At 60.4% G+C, this 16,264-nt stretch carries 10 protein-coding genes; all 10 read right to left on the bottom strand.

Translation table 11 applies throughout. From position 1 onward, the window contains the following. Nucleotides 1-30: 30 nt before the first annotated feature. Nucleotides 31-870, bottom strand: a complete 840-nt coding sequence (locus BLV01_RS20970; RefSeq protein ID WP_091804713.1) for a phosphoadenosine phosphosulfate reductase family protein — start codon at nucleotides 868-870, stop codon at nucleotides 31-33. After that, the gene (locus BLV01_RS25785) at nucleotides 863-4,180 is read right to left on the bottom strand and encodes an ATP-binding protein (RefSeq protein WP_139178972.1); all 3,318 of its coding nucleotides are present in this window, start codon (nucleotides 4,178-4,180) and stop codon (nucleotides 863-865) included. Before BLV01_RS25785 ends, BLV01_RS20970 begins: the two co-directional genes overlap by 8 nt. Next, entirely contained in the window at nucleotides 4,170-5,093 is a 924-nt protein-coding gene (locus tag BLV01_RS20955; RefSeq protein WP_091804705.1) for a DUF4007 family protein, read from the bottom strand. The genes BLV01_RS25785 and BLV01_RS20955 overlap by 11 nt, the downstream gene beginning before the upstream one ends. 289 nt (nucleotides 5,094-5,382) lie before the next feature. Further along, a complete protein-coding gene (locus BLV01_RS20950; RefSeq protein WP_091804702.1) occupies nucleotides 5,383-5,775 on the bottom strand; it encodes a nucleoside 2-deoxyribosyltransferase domain-containing protein in 393 nt (130 codons plus the stop codon). Continuing rightward, nucleotides 5,765-6,454 carry a hypothetical protein gene (locus tag BLV01_RS20945; protein ID WP_091804699.1) on the bottom strand — a complete coding sequence of 230 codons (690 nt, stop codon included), beginning with the start codon at nucleotides 6,452-6,454 and terminating at the stop codon, nucleotides 5,765-5,767. The genes BLV01_RS20950 and BLV01_RS20945 overlap by 11 nt, the downstream gene beginning before the upstream one ends. Further along, nucleotides 6,451-11,859 (bottom strand): FtsK/SpoIIIE domain-containing protein, encoded by a 5,409-nt coding sequence (locus BLV01_RS20940; RefSeq protein WP_091804696.1) that lies wholly within the window; start codon nucleotides 11,857-11,859, stop codon nucleotides 6,451-6,453. Before BLV01_RS20940 ends, BLV01_RS20945 begins: the two co-directional genes overlap by 4 nt. After that, on the bottom strand, nucleotides 11,853-13,412 hold the full coding sequence (locus BLV01_RS20935; RefSeq protein WP_091804693.1) for a hypothetical protein: 1,560 nt from the start codon (nucleotides 13,410-13,412) through the stop codon (nucleotides 11,853-11,855). Before BLV01_RS20935 ends, BLV01_RS20940 begins: the two co-directional genes overlap by 7 nt. Continuing rightward, complete coding sequence (locus tag BLV01_RS20930) at nucleotides 13,409-15,208, bottom strand: hypothetical protein (protein ID WP_091804690.1); 1,800 nt, start codon at nucleotides 15,206-15,208, stop codon at nucleotides 13,409-13,411. Before BLV01_RS20930 ends, BLV01_RS20935 begins: the two co-directional genes overlap by 4 nt. Before the next feature lie 317 nt (nucleotides 15,209-15,525). Next, entirely contained in the window at nucleotides 15,526-15,834 is a 309-nt protein-coding gene (locus tag BLV01_RS25780) for a hypothetical protein (RefSeq protein ID WP_139178969.1), read from the bottom strand. Next, complete coding sequence (locus BLV01_RS25775) at nucleotides 15,831-16,241, bottom strand: helix-turn-helix domain-containing protein (protein ID WP_175486167.1); 411 nt, start codon at nucleotides 16,239-16,241, stop codon at nucleotides 15,831-15,833. Before BLV01_RS25775 ends, BLV01_RS25780 begins: the two co-directional genes overlap by 4 nt. Nucleotides 16,242-16,264 lie beyond the last annotated feature (23 nt).

Below are 16,264 nucleotides of genomic sequence, written 5' to 3'. Positions count from 1 at the left end.
GCCTCCAGGTAAATTTCTCGACTTAGGTATTCACTTGTGGCACACCAAGCAAGCCTTGCTGGCCGAGAACGTTTCTTCAAACTCCAAGCCCTCGGGCTGACATCCAGCAGGCCGCAACGGATTGGGCTTCACGCGCGCTCTTGCCCGCGCCTTGCGGCGCTCATGCTCTTTTTCGATGGCCGCAATGCGCTCAGGTTGTTCCAACTCGGTCAGCGACTCCCGGTCACTCCAAGTGAACGGTGATCCGTGCTCTAAGGCACTCTTCTCATAGCGCTTGGCTTCTTCAAACGCCTCTGGATGCCGCTCTTTGAGCCTGACCCATTCGATTTTTTGCTGGAAAAAGCAGAAGGTGCAGCCACTACGCGAACGCCAGTCGTAATAACGAGGCAACCCAATGCCCGCACCTTCTAGGAGCTCAATGACGCCCGCATGGTCGATCGCCGCAGCACGGAATGGCAGATGCACCGTTAGGTTGTCGTGACCTGAGTCATAGCCCTCGCGATGAGGCTCATCCGCACGGATAGCGACATAGCTATGCACCGTGTCGCCCGCAGCTAGCCAAGGCTTGATCCAGTCCCGGAAGGGCGCCAGTTTGAGCTGCCGAGTGCACCAACGGGTGCGGGGAGATGGCAGGAAATTCCCATACTCCCGCAGCCAGAAATCAAAGTCTCGATCCGGGTTGAGGCGCTGGATGGGACGTCCCAGAAAGCCTTCGAGCTTTCCAAGGAACTCATGAACCTCTTTGAGTTCCTTGCCGGTGTCGGTGAAGAAATACTGGATGTCCAACTCAGGGCGATGCAGTCGCATATAGACAGCCAACGCCGCGCTGTCTTTGCCACCTGACAGGCCCAATACGTGCCGCTCAGTCATGACTGCCTCCCCGCTGCCGAAGCAACTCTGTGCCTGCCTCCACCAACGCCGCCAGGAAGATGTCGGGCTTGATTTTGCCGTCTGAGGCTTCCAACAGCCTCTTGGCCAGTGCTGAGACCTCCTTCTTCTCCTGCACGCTCACATCAAAAACATGCGAGACCGTCTGGCCACCACCGAGGACCACGGCGAGCGCCTGGCGGGACGCATCACGTCCTTGCACCATGGCGAGCGCTTCGACCTGTCGGAACTCGAATGCCCACTTGGCGAGCTGAATAACAGCACCGTCCAGATCGTGATCGGTGAAACCCATGGGCGGCTTGCTCACGGCAAGCGAGATCATTCCTTCGATGTCAGGCAAGGTGCCGTTGTAGGTCTTCAAGCGTCCCGCAAAGGCGTCGAGCTGGAAGTTACCCGTTATGCCTTGCACGACAGAAGCCCGCTGTGCCAGGTGCTTCAAGTCACCCTGGTGATCGAGGGAGGTGAACAGTTGCCCTTCCAATGTGCGTAGCGACGTCGGATAAGCACCCTCCAACTCCTTAACCACTTCGCCGATGCGAGAGACGAGCAAATCGGCATCACGTGTCCCCAGCATCTCAGGCAGGTCAGAGAAGATGACCTTGATCGGGTCAGAAGCACGCAACAGCAGCGTGCGGACCGCGCGCGCCCGCTCTGACACGCGTGCAGTGCGTTGAGTCCAGGCCGGCAACGCAAGGGCCTGGGATACCAGCGCGCGCGCCGAGTCCAATGGATCAGCCGCCACGGAGCGACCCACGGCAACTTCGAGCTGATCAGCCAGCCGCACAAGCAAGCGCTTGGCCGATGCATCTATCCGCACCCATTTCCAGGAAATGCGCTTGGGATCTTGCAACCACTCATCCACATTGGCATCGGTCAGCTCGGCCGTGAACGTGCCTTCGACATAGACCGCAACCCGGCTGCGATTGGCCAATAAAAAGCTCAGCGCGATGATGGGCATCACGCCATGTTTTAAGCCAAAGGGTGCCTTGCGCCATAGCGAATAGATGTCAGCAAGCGATATAGCATCACTTGTCTGCTCAAGCATTTCATTGGTGGCCGCCCAGAGCGCAACGAGCGACTCCGAACGAGTGCCCTTATTTCGCTCAGGCGAGTGGAAGCCCCAATTCGCGCCCACCTTGGCATGCATACCAAGCTCAGCCACGATGGTGTAGTAAAGACCCGCATCCGCTGGGAAGCCTTCATATCCCAGCCGCGCTTCGGAGCCGAAGTCCAGCATGCGGTGGAGCAAGTTCCGCTGCGCCTTGGCTGCGCTGGACGAGAGCACGTCGCGGTTGACCAATTCGCTGTGGATGACCGGGGTTTCCCCGAACACCTCACCACACACTGCACTGGCCAATGGCGAGAGCCCGTGCGAAGCATCCGACTTGAAGCGACGACCAGCGCAATACCAGTGCGCGTCTCCGAAGGCCTCGGACAGGTCGCCGGCCAGGTCGGAACGCACCTGCCGCAGGCGTGCCTCGACTTCACGGCGAGCCACAGAGTCGCCTTCCAGCTCAGGCTTGTTCTTGGCTACGTGCTCTAATGCGGCCAATTCCGCGGCACGCTCCATGATGCCGCTCTGACCATGCGGAACGCCGTAGAAGATGATCTCTCCGTTATCGGCTTGCTGCGAGAGCTCTGCCGCAAGCTTGCCGGCCTTGACATCGGACATCTCTGCTGTGGGGAGGAGCAGCACGAACCGACCAGCCCGCGCGCTACTCTTGCGATCGCGCATAAAGCGTTTTGCGTCAGATGCCGGCACGACTTCTCGCTCAAACCATCTGAGAGTGCCCGTCTCGACGTAGTGGCGACGAGCCGAAACCGCAGGAAGCGGAGCAATGGCTTTGAGCTGCTCGAAGTCAACTGAGCCAATCGTTTGCAGTGCCGCAGAGACAGAGGCCTCGATGTCGAAATCACTACCCGCGAATACGCCCCAAGCACCAGTGTGCTTGCGGTAGATCAGCACACTCGCTCGGGCCAGCTCATCCAGCGCGCTTTCAACTTCCTTCTTGGTCCAACCAGGCACGCAGTCGGCCAGGACGTCCGTATCAGCCGCGACACCGGACCCATTACGGAACAACTCGATGAGTCCAGCGGTTTTGACCAACGAAACATGCGGCTCATCAAAACGTGCTTCGACGCGCTCAACTGCCTCGGCAGTAATCGCCCAACGATGTCCGTCAGGCGAATTCAGAATTGCGCTTTCGAGGTTGGCTCGTAGGTAATTCCAGAACATCGCGGGGGTGTAATAGACCTCGGCGATATCCCCCTCCCCACTAGCTAGGAATTCACGAAATCCAAGAGGTTCAGCGGAAGTGAGGAAGCCGAAAACACTGCGCTCGTTCTGGCCGAACTTGCGACGCGAACTGGGCCCCAGCAACGCAGCCGTGATTGGGTGCAGCGGCCAGCACTTATCCAGAGCCTCAGCCAGATTGGGCGGTGAAGAGGGGCGGCGGTGCTGGATGGAAGCGGCGATGTGTTTGGACACTCGCTGCGTTTTCGGATGCGCAACTTTTGTCTCGATCGCGCGCCCAATCAGATCCAGCACTTCATCAGTGCCCGCTACAATCGGGATATCAACATAGCGACCTTGGACCTTGGCCCACTCTTCGCGCACCTCACGTCCCAGCCGAGAGGCATACTGCTCGAAGGCTTGATGGAGCACGCCTACGACTACGAGCCTGCCGTCGCTTCGGCTCGCCGCTTCGGCTAACTCCTGATAGAAGAAGATGTCATCGCCCGCTGAAGCGGCCGCCTCCAAGAACTTTCCCAGTTCATCGAGGATCAGCAGCACGCCGCCATGCTCGCCTGTCTCTGCGCGCCGTGCCAGCTCAGCGATGACGTCGCGCCGACCATCGCGCATAGGGCGTCGACCACGCACGGGCGCGTGCGTGTCCAGAGCATTACCAATAGCGTCTTCTACTGAGGCACGGCGACCGACGACGGGAAGCACCAGCCAGGGCTTGCGGCTGCCAAAGACGTGTGCAATTGGCTCGTTGGGATGGACCCGAAGGATCTCTTTTGCTTTGCGGCGTCCGGAGGTATCACCACCCGCAAGCGCCGCCACGGCCAAGGCCAAGGAGGACTTGCCGCCGCCATAAGGACCCGTCCAGGTAAAAGCCCGCTGCTGAGTCTGGGCAACGTGCTTTGCCACTACTTCCAATGCATGACGCGGACTCGCCTGCAAGACGTAACCATCGAGAGCATCGGATTGATCGAAGTCCGTATCCAGGCGCACCGAGCGCTGGAATTTTGCTTTAACTCGAACCTGTGCGGCCAGATCAGCGTACATACGCCCTCCGCAGCAACTTCATAGCGGAACGCGGATCCAAGCGACCATGCGGACGACTGACTTGACGCAAGCCTGCACTGTCTGTCCAGATCATCGCGCCATCAGACACTTCTTCGAGGCCCATCAGTCGCTCTGCGACCGCGGCTTCATCCAACTTGAAAACCCGCCCCGGCGAGCCGAAGTCGTGCGCGATGGCTTCAAATGATAGCGTGTTCTGCGACGACCCCGTCGTCTCTTCCCAGCGATCCCAGAACTGACTCAACGCGAAAGCGAACAAGGCGTCGGGCAAGTTGGGCTTGGGTCCGCGGCGGAATTGGAAGGTGCCGGTGGGCCCTTCGGTGATCAATGAGAGCTCGGCCAATAGTGGCTCAGCAGCATCATCGACCTCTTTGCCGTCCCGCCGCGTGAGATAGCAACGCAGACACACTTCAACATCGCGCTTGAGCGTTATCAGTGAGACCCGGCTCCGCTTCTCGCTCACAACCTCTGACAAAGCGAGCACGATCGCGTTGCGATCGAAGCTCTGCGAAGTGATGCGGTTGAAGACCCAATACCACGTCGTGGAGCGCGTAGCCATGCCTGCCAGCATCCAATGCACAAGCCAAGCGGTGGCAGGTCGTTCAAGGTAGGGGTCTACGGCATGCTTGCCGAAGAGCATCTCGCCGAGCGGCGCCGTCTGCACAGTATTACCGGCGCCCTCTTCGAGCACCTCGGAGGCAAGTGCCCAATGCCGGATCGCCGACACCATGTTCTTGCCCACACCAAAGCGGCGTATGGCGGCCTCTTCGCCGAAGACGTTCCCTGAGGTGCCCTCGGCAACTGCGAAATAAGCCTTGCGAAGCCAAAGCTGTCGCAGCGGAAAGGTCTCATGACCTGAAAATTGGAGCTTGTCCGGTAGCCGAGCGGTAGCCATGAAACATTCTAACTGGCGAGGTCCACCAGCGGCTACCCCGGGCTGGACAAGCTGTCCAGTTGGCGCAGTTGACACCGATTGGAGCGTCACACTGAATTTTCTGAAAAATCAGACACTTAAGCCGATCACTCTAACTTAAGCGCTCAGCTTATCGGGTCAATATCGCACGGAGTGAGACGAAGTGGATGCCCTTTCGCCGCGGCGTTTAGTCATTGGGGCATCCGACCTACGGACCTAGCGGGGGCGCGATTCCTAGTTTTCGGGAGTAGCAGGACATCAACGAATCTCCTTACTCCAGTAACAACAAGTGATCGAGGGCTTCATCGAGCGTCGGGAAAGTGCGCTCGGAGCACTGGCGGACCATTTCAAAGTAGTGCTTCACCGACGGATCTTCGACCTGATCGACCATAAAGACCCTCTTGCCCAAGGCCTTCGCAAATCCGACTTCCAACGCCAGCGAATAGCCGCCCGGATTGGAGGCCTCCATGTTCGCCAAAACGATGTCGGATTGGCGAACGGCCTCCAAGTCCCATCGCGTGTACTCGGCGGGATCTTGGATGTTGTGTGCGCTCGGGTCGAGCAGCTCAAACGCTCCGGCCAAGCGCGCCATAACCTGAGCCTGCCAATTCGATCTGAACCCGCCGGCCAGATAAATCTTTCTAAGCAACGGCTCAGTTAGCATTGGCGTCCCTCTTGAATTTCAACTCAGCGGCCGCGACCGAAAAGGGAGTCGCCATCGCGCGACTGTAGAATACTTCGCCGTGCTTGAAGAGCGCCAACGCAATGCCCAAGAGCAAAATTGCCTGAATGAGCCAAGGGGCCGCGTGATCGTAAGCAAACAGCAACTGGGGAAAGAGCAAGGAGCAAGCTGCAAAGTCGAACGCAAGGATCGCTAGGGCAGTCCCCACGCCATTGCAAAGCAGCGAGATGAACATGAACCTACGGCCCAACGAGGCAGCCTCTGTTGAAACCGAGAGGGCCACGCTCCGCAGGTCTTTGTACTCCCAGTCCTTCGCGCCAGCCCCTGTCTGGTGGACTTTGACTAGCTCGGCGAACCACTCATAAGACTGTCGCATCTTCGCCCCCGCCTCATCGAAGGGTGTGGCGAGTCCGAATTTAGAGAGCAGCTTCTTCAAGATCTGCTCGTGAAGAGCAAGCAGCGCGTGCCCGACCGCGAAGAGGACGCCGGCGAATGTGAGGGAAGCCGAGATCGTATCGCCGAGCTTAAACATCGATTGCAGTTGAACTGGGCCTAGATGCATGAGCGCCAAGCCGACCGCCAAGACAGCGCCGGGCACCCACGCGCCGATCAAGTCGTTAAAAAACTTGGCTATCGTGTCTGCCGCTTCTTCAACCTTCATTGAGTGCCTCCATCCGCGATGTCAGTGGCGATTGCAGCCACTGCGGCTTCGATGTCCTGATCCGACAGGAACGGAGCCTGCGCGAAGACTAGGCCCTGCTCGCCATTGAGCTTGGCTGCCAAGTGCCCACGGCCTAGCAGCAGCTCGGCTCCGGGCCGGTCGAGAGCGATCTTGGAAGTCGCCTCGCTGGATACCTTCAAGATCAGGCGGTTTCCCAGGTTCTCGCGAAGCTGCATCGGCATCACGTCCTTGTCGGGGCGCTGAGCAGCAAAGATCAAGTGGATACCGGCCGCACGGGCTTTCACGCCCAAGCGCTGCACTGCCGCGCCCACAGCGCCCTTATAGGCGTCATCGAGCATCCAGTCCGCGAACTCGTCGTGAATCAGGAACACCATCGGCAAGCGCTCTTCTGCCGAAACTTTGGAGTTGTAGGTGGGAAGGTCGCGGGCGCGGGCTTTGGCGAACGCACGATAGCGATCCTCCATTTCCTGCACCAACGCTTCGAGAACCTCGCTGGCCTTCTCCTTAGTAGTGACGATCTCGTCGCGCATGTGCGGCAAGTCCGCCAAAGGAGCGTAGTCAACGCCCATCTTGGGGTCGATTAAGATGATCTGCGCCAAGTCCTTGGGGTTGGTCGCTGCGATGTCCAGAAGCAAGGCTTGAATCAGTACTGACTTGCCACTGCCGGTGGCGCCAGCCACCAGCGAATGCGGCTCGTGGGACGAAAGCCCGCCAAACTCCGCACCCAGGTTGAGGTACAGCAGCGCACCGTTGATCTCTTGGAGGCCCAAGAGAAAAGAGGTGTTGATGCCGGCGACATTGCGATTGAGCTCACGGCGCGACCAGAGCTCCCAGAGCGACACTGCTTGGCGCTTGGAGCCGGCGACCGTCACCACGATCTCACCGGGCTTGGGCTGTACCGTGACGAGATTGATCGCGTGAGTGGTCAGAAGCTGCGTGCGCTTGTTCTCGATGTCCTCAACGCGCAGCCGGTCGGAACCAGCCAGGCGCACCAGACAGCCATTGGGCGTCAGACGCGTGCCGAGGACCGCCGCCTGCAGACCATAGCTGTTGAGAGCGGCCTTGAGCTTCTTGGTGACATCCTGGGCCCACTCCTCCCGTTCGGCATCGGATTGCGCGCCAACTGCGAACTTGGAAGCGACGAGTTCAGCAAGAGCGGAGTCGAGGTATGCAGCGGGCGCAGGAGCTGGGGCTGCAGCTGTTGGCTCGGCATTGTCCTTAGGCAGGCTTTGCGCAGAAGTCGGAGGCTGTTGAGCCGGGGCATCGGCCTCTCCCAAAACTAGGGATTCCTCCGCAACAACCTCCATCGTGGCCTCACCCGCACTATTGGCGAGCTGATCCACCGACGAAAGCCACGGTACGCGAGGGGCGGGCTTCTTGAAACTGTGGCCCATCCAGGGCTCGTGGGGGCCGAGGCCGGCTCGCGCCGCCAGGCTTCCCGCGTTCTTGGCGTAGGCTTCGGCAAGCTTTCTCAGATCCTCCCGATCGAAGACTTCTTGCCAAGCCTTGACGCCGCTCTCGTCCAACAGGAGCTCCTGCTCGGAGGCTGATCCAAAGCCTGCATCCGAAGTATGGACGTAGACCTGAGAGTAGCCACGCAGTGAGATCTCCACATCTCCCTCGCGAAGCTTCGAGCGGGCACGCTCCATCAGGCTGGCCATACCCGGCGGGATATCGGCATCGATGAGCATGTCAGCAAGCCGAGCGAGCCACACGTCGCGGTCGAGCCGGCCGGGGTCACCAAAGAGCGCTTCCCGGAATTTGTCCAGCGTCTGCAGCAACTGGTCCTTTGAGCTGCGGCGCGCCGCGGCTAGGCCGTCGGCACCGACATATTTCGACTCGACGATCGAAATGGCAACACGGATCCCCTCTTCTCTCTCTTCTACATTGATGGCAAGAATGTCGGCGATACGGCTCTCCGGCTGCGAAAGCCAGCTCGCGTAGTCGTCGAGCAAGAAGTAAGCCGTCAATACTTGGCCACTGCTGGCGAGCGCCTTGAACTCCTCGGCCAGCAGATGGCGGCTGAGCACCAGGCCAATCATTTCACCGGTGGAGACGCCACGCTTGGCCGCGCGCAGGACGATGTCGCCAGAGACAGAGAGCGCATCGCGTTTGGCCTTGTCAGCGGTAGCGTTGATCTCGTCCGGGGTGAGCTGGAGCTTGAGCTCGTCGAGCCGGCGGCGCACCAATACGCCTAGAAGTCGAAGCTCGGAGGTGGAGCTCACGATCATGTTGCGGCCGTTGGTGGAGCCGCGACGGTAGCGGACGACGGTGATGCCGTTGTGCTGCAGCTGCCGCTTGTCGAGTAGCTCGTCGTAGGTGGCGACCCATTCCGCCAGCTCGTGTGCGTCCTTGATCAACGCGGCCAGCTCCTGACTTTGCAGGGAGATGCGCCGGGCGGGCAAGAATCGCTTGTCGGGGACCGCATCGGTCTGGTTGCAGACCGCGGCCACGGCGGTCACATAGGCCCATCCCGATGCGGTTTGCCATGGGCAGGTCAGGAACGTGGTTGATTTGAGCTCGTCTTCGCCTGACACGCTGCGATAGGACCAGCGCGAAGGCGCGTGCTCAAGGCTTGGGCGATCGTTGGTCCAGGCGACAGGCAGCCACTCCTCCTTGGCGGAGCGGGCGACCACGTCATGCAGGAAGGCCACATCGAACGCTTTGAAACCATGCGCGCTCTCGCTGGGAGTCGACGAGATAGGCGTGACGGCGATTCGCAGCTTCGAGATGAAGTTGTCGCTGGTCTCACTGACCACGGGCAGATCCGGATCATCGCCGGCCTTGTTGACCAGCTCGCCGTAGACGCTGCGAAGCTTCGCCTGGTCGGCGTGGCGCACCGACACGCTGCATTGGAACTTGCCGCCCTCCTGGATCGAAGACAGCTCGCGCACCGTCGCCAGCGGTAGCTCGGCCGCGTCGGCGTCGTAGAGCACGACACTGAGGTTCGACGCCTCATGGGGCTGCAAGCCGACGTAGCGCTCCAAAAGCTCTCTCGCCTGCTTGGCCGCGGCGGCGGGATCCACGTCGCTCATCGCGTCTTCGTCGCCGCGGATGGGTGCCTCCAAGAGGCTGTAGCCGTTGACGGTGCTGCTCTCACTGACCAACTTCGGCGAACCGCCCTTGTTCAGGACCGCGATCTCTGGATAGAACGGATGGGCGATCTCGTCGGAGAGCTCGCGCATGAAGATCTCGCGGTCGCCGTAGAGGATGCTGCCGCTGGAGAGCAAGTGGGTGGCGAAACCCGCAACGCGGCGGGTCTTCACCGCCAGCGCCTTCATGCGCTCGGGGTGCCAGGGCGGGATGATCAGCGTCGGGTTGTCGCCAGCTACTCGGGCCGTGCCGACCGATAGAACTTCGGAGACCAAGCGCGAACGGCAGACATCGCCACGGGCATGCGCCATCAGCGTGTTCAGCAACGCGCTGAAGGACTCGGCCTGCCGCATGACGGCCTCGCCATGCAGCCCGGTGGAGACAAAGTCCTCCATCGCCTTGATATAGTCCAGTTCGAACGAGTCCCACGCCCCCCTGACTTCATCGCGCTGCGTCGGGCTCAGCCGGCCCTCGTCCGCGAGGTCCTTGATCCGCGACTTGATCTCATGCCGCAAGCTGCGGAGCTTGTTGACCGCAGGAATGAGCGAGCCGGCGTCGGTGGAGTAGGTTGCCTCCAAGGTGCCAGTGTCCAGCAGCGACACGTTTTGCACCCCTCCCTTCTTGCTGACCAAGCGCCGCGGCACTTCCGAGCAGCCGACCGCGCCCTTGTCCAAGAGGCGGCGCATGTCCGCGACCATCGACAGGCCGATCGACGCGGGCCTGTAGCTCCATAGGAGCTGCGTCTTGCTGACCTTGATCTCGGTGCCGGAAGCCACTTTCAGCAGCTCGACATCGAACTTGATCTGCAAAGCCTGGCGCCCGAGTGATGTGACGGCCTTGAACTTCTTGTTCCGACTCTCGGCTATCTCGCGCTCTTTGGCGATGAAGCGTTCGAAGTCAAACAGAGGATCTGGAAGATCGGCCGCGGTCATACGCGTGACCTTCCAATCCACCTTTGCCCCCATCAGGTCCCGCAGTCCGCGATACATGGCAGAGAAGAAGCAGCCGGCGTCGTGGTTGAAACGCTCGCGCCATTCGGTCCGGCCCTTATTGACGGTGAAGCGCAGGATTCGCTCGCCTGAGGCATCTTCGAGACCCGCATGCAGATTGTTGACCACCCGCGCGAACCCATCGAAGAAGTCGTTACATTCGATGGGTTTGCCGAATAGCGCCTTCTCCCACCGCGACATGAGCTTGGCGTCGCGCTCCAGAAAGCGGCGGTGCGTGGCGAAGAACTCTTCGTCCTCGGGGGTGAACTCGGCGCGCCGCTCGCGCGATTTCAAGTCTTCAAGAAGCTTACGGCCCTCCGGCTCCAGCGCGTCTTCTTCGTCGCAATCGTGGTCGAAGAAGCGCAGTGTCGTTTCCGCCAAGCCCTGCTGCTTCTCCTTAGGCTTGTCGAAGGCCAGATAGACACCCTCCGACTCCCATTCGAACTGGGCAAGCGATGCCGCGGTCACTTGGTCGCCCAACGGCGCCACCGCGAAGGCCTGCAACGCTTGTCGCACGCCTTCGTCGATCTCAGCGGCGTTGGCCTCGATTCGCTCAATCAATTCCTCCGCGTCGAGCGGTTGACCGTTCTGACGGAGCTTCTTGAGCAGCGGCGCCCGCTGGGCGAAAAGTTTCGCGAAGGCCTTCTGCCATGGGCCGCGCACTGTCCCGAACGTCCTCGCGTTCGAGAAATATCCACTGTCCCTGGGCAGCCCCGCCCTCGGCAGCGCATAGCCCACTGCATCGCGAATCGGCAGACCGCGCGTGGAGATGGCCTCGACGATCTCGGAGCAGAACTCGCCGAGCTGCACGAGGGAGAGCTCGGATGCGTTGAGCAGGCCACCGATGGCGGCTTGAAAGACCGCGCGATCGTCCACCACGGGTGAGAGGCCACCGGTATGGAGTGCCGCGTCCACCCAAGACTGAGCATCGGAGCGCATCTCCTTGGCACCTATGGGCGTGACGTGCGCAAGTGTGTCCGAGAGGTTGTGCTCGCTACCACTGGCCGTGAGAATCGCCTCCTTGTCGGTCTCGGCGTTGTTGCGCACGTAGCCGGCGTTCTGCTGGATCAGGATTTCCGGCGGTAAGTCTTGACCCTCCACGAGTGCCTCGGGGATCATCAGATCCATCCGAGCGGAGAGGTCGGGCTTCCCCATGACCGAGCGCGCGACAGCGGCGATCTGGCCAGCCGAGAGCTTGTCGAGCCGGAAGAGCGCGACGGAATCCCCCGCTTGGGAAGGGTTGGCGAGGCGCTTGGCGAGGATGTCCGCGCCGACGCGCCCGATGATGCGATCGGTCAGCACGCGGCCTCCACCTCAAACGCAAACGGGTTTTCAACAAAGGAGCAGGAATCTGAGAGCCGGCGCACTAAACCCAGGCCGACAAGCCGGGCTTCCAGGTTGTCGCGGTTTTCGCTGAGCTCGGCTTGGTCGATGGACTTGGCCTCCACCAGGCGCGAGCCTTCGGCGTCGCCGATCACCAAGCCATAACGGCGCTTGGCCTCGAGGAGGAACTCATCGAACTGCATGCGGTCGCCGACGATTGCGATCACGATGGATTTGAGCAGCCGGTCGTTGGGCGCATAGCGATACCGCCGCGAGAGCCTGCGGGAGCTCAGGCCGATCGCGCGCGACCACGATGCATGGATCTTGCCGACATGCTGGGCATGCCGAGGCAGCGCGAGGTCCACCAGCTTGGAGACCAAGTCGTCGGGGTTGCGGCTCGAATAACCCTCGTCGTCCTTGTCATCGGCAGGAGGCCACTGGAAAGCCTCCCTCAAGAGCGTCACGCGCTCGGCGTCGGGAAATTCCACTTCGGCTGCGTCAAACCACGCCTTCTCGCTACGGATCGATTCGATGTGCGCCCGTATTGCCTTTTCGGGGTAACCCTGATTCGCCAAGTAGCTGTCTCCGGATAGCGCCCTCACCTTGCGCCCATCCTTTGAGACGATCTCGCAAACGAACTCGACCGGCTCGTCATGCCCCGCGACGCGCTTCGCGCGCTCCAGGAAGTAGAGCAACATGTTGAGGCCCGTGATAGCGATCAGGTGTTCTAACGCGTCATAGACCGGCATGTCTCTCGACAGAATCGCAAGCCAGTCCTCGCAAATCTGGTCAAATCGCGGGTTGGATACCTCCGGTAGGTAGCCGGACAGGCGCGCTTCTTCTGGCAATTGTGGCGTGCCCTGCAGCGCATGGGCCAACCGATTCATCGGGGCGGAGCGCTCGAACAAGCGATTGGCTAATAGGTCTCCAAGCTCTGCGCCGCGCTTGGCACGGGTGAGCATTAAGTAGAGCAACTCACCAGTGCGCGCGAAAAAACGCCGATCGTTGCTCATGTTGCCCTTGGCATTGATCTGTAAGTCCTCGTAGAGGGCGTCAGGGCCGAAGGGGAAGACGAACTTCGAGCTCCAACGTTTGTTGCTACGCGACTCGAACGATGAGGAGCGAAGCAGTTCTATTGCCTTGGAGAAGTCGTCGAAGCTGGTGAAAGACTGGCGCAGGTAGGCCACGTCGCTGGCCGAATCGCCATTGCCGGTCTTCCCGTGGTCGAACTTTTCGAACCACTGGCGCCATTTCTCTTCGTCGGCGAGTTTGCTTTCGGCGATTGACTCGACGTAGGGGTTGTTGAAGAGAAGCCCTCGCAAGCGCATCTGGCGCTGCGGCTTGAATTTGACTGCGCCCCCAAGGCTGTCGTGGGGTCGCAATGGCTTGTCCAGGTTCGAGCCCAAGACGCCTAGGAACTCCAGCACAGTCAGATGCGGCAGCTGCTCGTCGTAGAGGCGGTGCCCCCAGATGTTCTCATCCACGCAGAAGTCGACGCTCCTGATCTCGGGCCGCTTGATGACCTCGCTCATGCCGGGGCCCTCACAGTAACGGGGCGGGTGGAGCCGCGCCCGCCTGGTTCGATATCAATGAAGTTGAGCGTCATGGCCGAGTCTTCGCCGCTGACCTCGTCATCATCGGCGATGCCGTCCTTCCGGACGGTCTCCGCTTTACGCAGAAGCTTGGCCTTGAACGCCATCAAGTCTTCGAGGCATTCGTTGGAGAAGCTAGCTGGCAGCGATCCTTCCGCGACCCGAGAGAGGAACTCATGGCGGATGGGCGTTAAATCGAAAATCACCCTGTTGGCCGCGCCCGGGGCGAGCTGAACCTCCAAGAAGGGTCGCCCCGTCATGGTGTTGAGCTTGATTGCCATTCCGACCCCCTGCTGCCGCCGTGCAGCAGTTTCGTGGTCGCAAAGCACGCTCACGCGGCTCTGCGTAAAACCGCCGGAACTCGCGATGAAGATCCGGTCTGAGTTCTCCAACAGAAGCCCCGTCAAAACGCGGTTGAGACCCTTGGCGATCCGCGCGCGGACGGCCTCGCTGACCTGCGTCTTCTTCTCGGTCAATGTGTCGATGATCCCGAGGTAGTCGCCCGCGTAGCGGAAGACCGTCATGGCCCAGCGCGAATAGCCGAGCTCGTCCTTGGGCAGCGTGAAATAGAGTCTGCGACGCTGGTCCTCCAGCATCTCCGTGAACCCCGCGGCGGCCTCAAGCCGAGCGCCCTCATGCCCTTCCAGGTAGTCGTTTTGGGCCGCGAGATAGCTCGCCGTTCCGCCGTAGATGGGGTCGCTCGCCACTAAGCGCTGGAAGTCGGCTTGCAGTCTCGAATCGTCTTTGCCGTAGACCAACAGGCCATCGGCCCCATTGGTGGTCTCCTCGCCGACGCCGAAGCTTGCCATGGCCTTGAAAACCGGCCGGTCGGACGCTCTGCGCTTGGGAAGGTTCGCCCCGAAGGCGTTGGCGTAGATGTTGGCTTTGCTGACGTGATCCGCCTCTTGGATCTTCGCCACATCGGCGCAGGTCATGAGGTTCTCCTTCGCCTCCTTGGCGTCGGAATACCCGAGGACCATGTTCGCGCACAGTGCAAGCAGGTCGCGCACCGGCAGATGCAGACCGTTGAGACGGGCGATCTCTACCAGGTCACCAATTCGGCTCGCGAGCTGGCCACCGTCGGCATCGCCGAGCAGCCGGCGACGGTTCTCGTCGATCGGGCAGACCTTCCCGTCAGCATTAAGTGAGCAGCGGGAGCAGTTGTCCCATTCGGGGTGCCCTGCCACCGCCCTGGCGACCTCTTCAAGAGTCTTGCGCGTCGTCGTGCGGCTAAGGTCGAACACCGCCAAGCGATCAGGAGCCGGGCCGGCCTGCAAGAAGCACTCCTGGAGCGGCGTGCGCAGCGGATGCCGGAGGCCTTGGCGTTTGCCGAGGTCGCGCAGGCGATCGAGGATCTGGCCATGATTGGCCGCAATGATAAGCACCTCGGAATCGTCGCCGCCCAGCACCGACCTTTCTAACCGCTGCAGCGGAAGGTCACTTTCTTGACCGTTGAACTCAGAGAGGTCCTTGATGAAGACGGCCAAGCGACCGTCAGCGAGCCGCAGTTCCTTGACGTTGCCCTTGGCAGTCCAAGCCTTGGGATCGCCGCCCAGACGCAGCCACAGGGCCCGGCAGTGGTAGGTCTTGCCGTCGCCCGCAGTCCCGGCGATTAGCATCGAGCCCGGCGCCTTAGACTCGATGTGCTTGACCATATCTTCGAGCAGCGGCGTCGCGAGCCTGATCGGCTGGACTTTGGCCCGGCCAACGGCACCGGATACATACTCGTCGAACATCGTCAGGTTTTGCGGCGTTGGGCCATAGCTACGCAGGAACCTTACCCACGCAATCGCTGGAAAAGAAATTCTTTCCGCCGAATTAGCTTCGCTGGTTCCAGTAGTCACTTGCCTTGCTCCCCCTGAGCATTCATTGGTTGCCGGCCATTGGAATGGGCATCATGGACGCAACTTCGCAGATCATCGGCCAAGATTGTCGTGAAGGACCGAGCGAACCGACTGTAATCCGCGATCAGCTGTTCCCGTAGCGAAAAAACTTCCATCCCCGTCCCCCCAATGCCGACTCTATTCCCTACATCCTTCAGAGAATCCCTCGCCTACCTTTTCTTCGCGAGATCTATCTGCCATGCGGCGACCGCCACCATCAAAAAGGCAAAGCCTGCAAATATCCAGCGACGGTCGTCGTCAGGCAGCACGATAACGAGCAGCATCAGGAAAACTGCCAGCAGCATTAGCGCTATGCCAAACCTGTAGCGCTTCACGTTGCCGGTTGGGGTCGGTGGATAAGAGATGATCCTACCGATTCGGGCACTCAAAGACTCCGGCTCATCATTCAGCTCACGCAACTGCTTACGAATCTGCTGAACCTGTTCCTTGGTAAGTCCAGCTTTCTGGCTTTTGCTCATTTGACTAACCGAAAAGTTGCTCGCATCTGCTCGATATCGATGCGGTTGTCAGCGCAAAATTGCGCGTAGAGATTGCGAAGCAGATCGTTTCGCTCCGCTGGAGGGGTGGGCTTACCTCGCTCGCCTATCCATTCATCGACCAAGGCCGAGATCTCGAATAGTAGTTCCCACTGCACACCAGGCGCCGCACGACGCCCGGTCAACAGCCAATGCACATCGACCCCTGCTTCGGATACCCGGGCCAAATAGGCAGCGTCCGGCCGGGTGCTGTCAGCTTCGTAAGCGACCTGGGTGGCCTTGCTGACCCCGCCAATCTGGGCGAGCTCAGACTGATTGAGCCCAAGACGAAGCCTCTCAATCTTGAGATTCTTTCCAAAAAGTCGATTTTCTTGTCTTTTTTCGCTCATTGCCTTAAATTTTAAAGAATCCC

It is taken from the genome of Lysobacter sp. yr284, from assembly GCF_900107375.1.
Taxonomy (GTDB): domain Bacteria; phylum Pseudomonadota; class Gammaproteobacteria; order Xanthomonadales; family Xanthomonadaceae; genus Lysobacter.
Note: the sequence above shows the minus strand (reverse complement) of the source record. Positions and strands in the feature narration are given on the sequence as shown.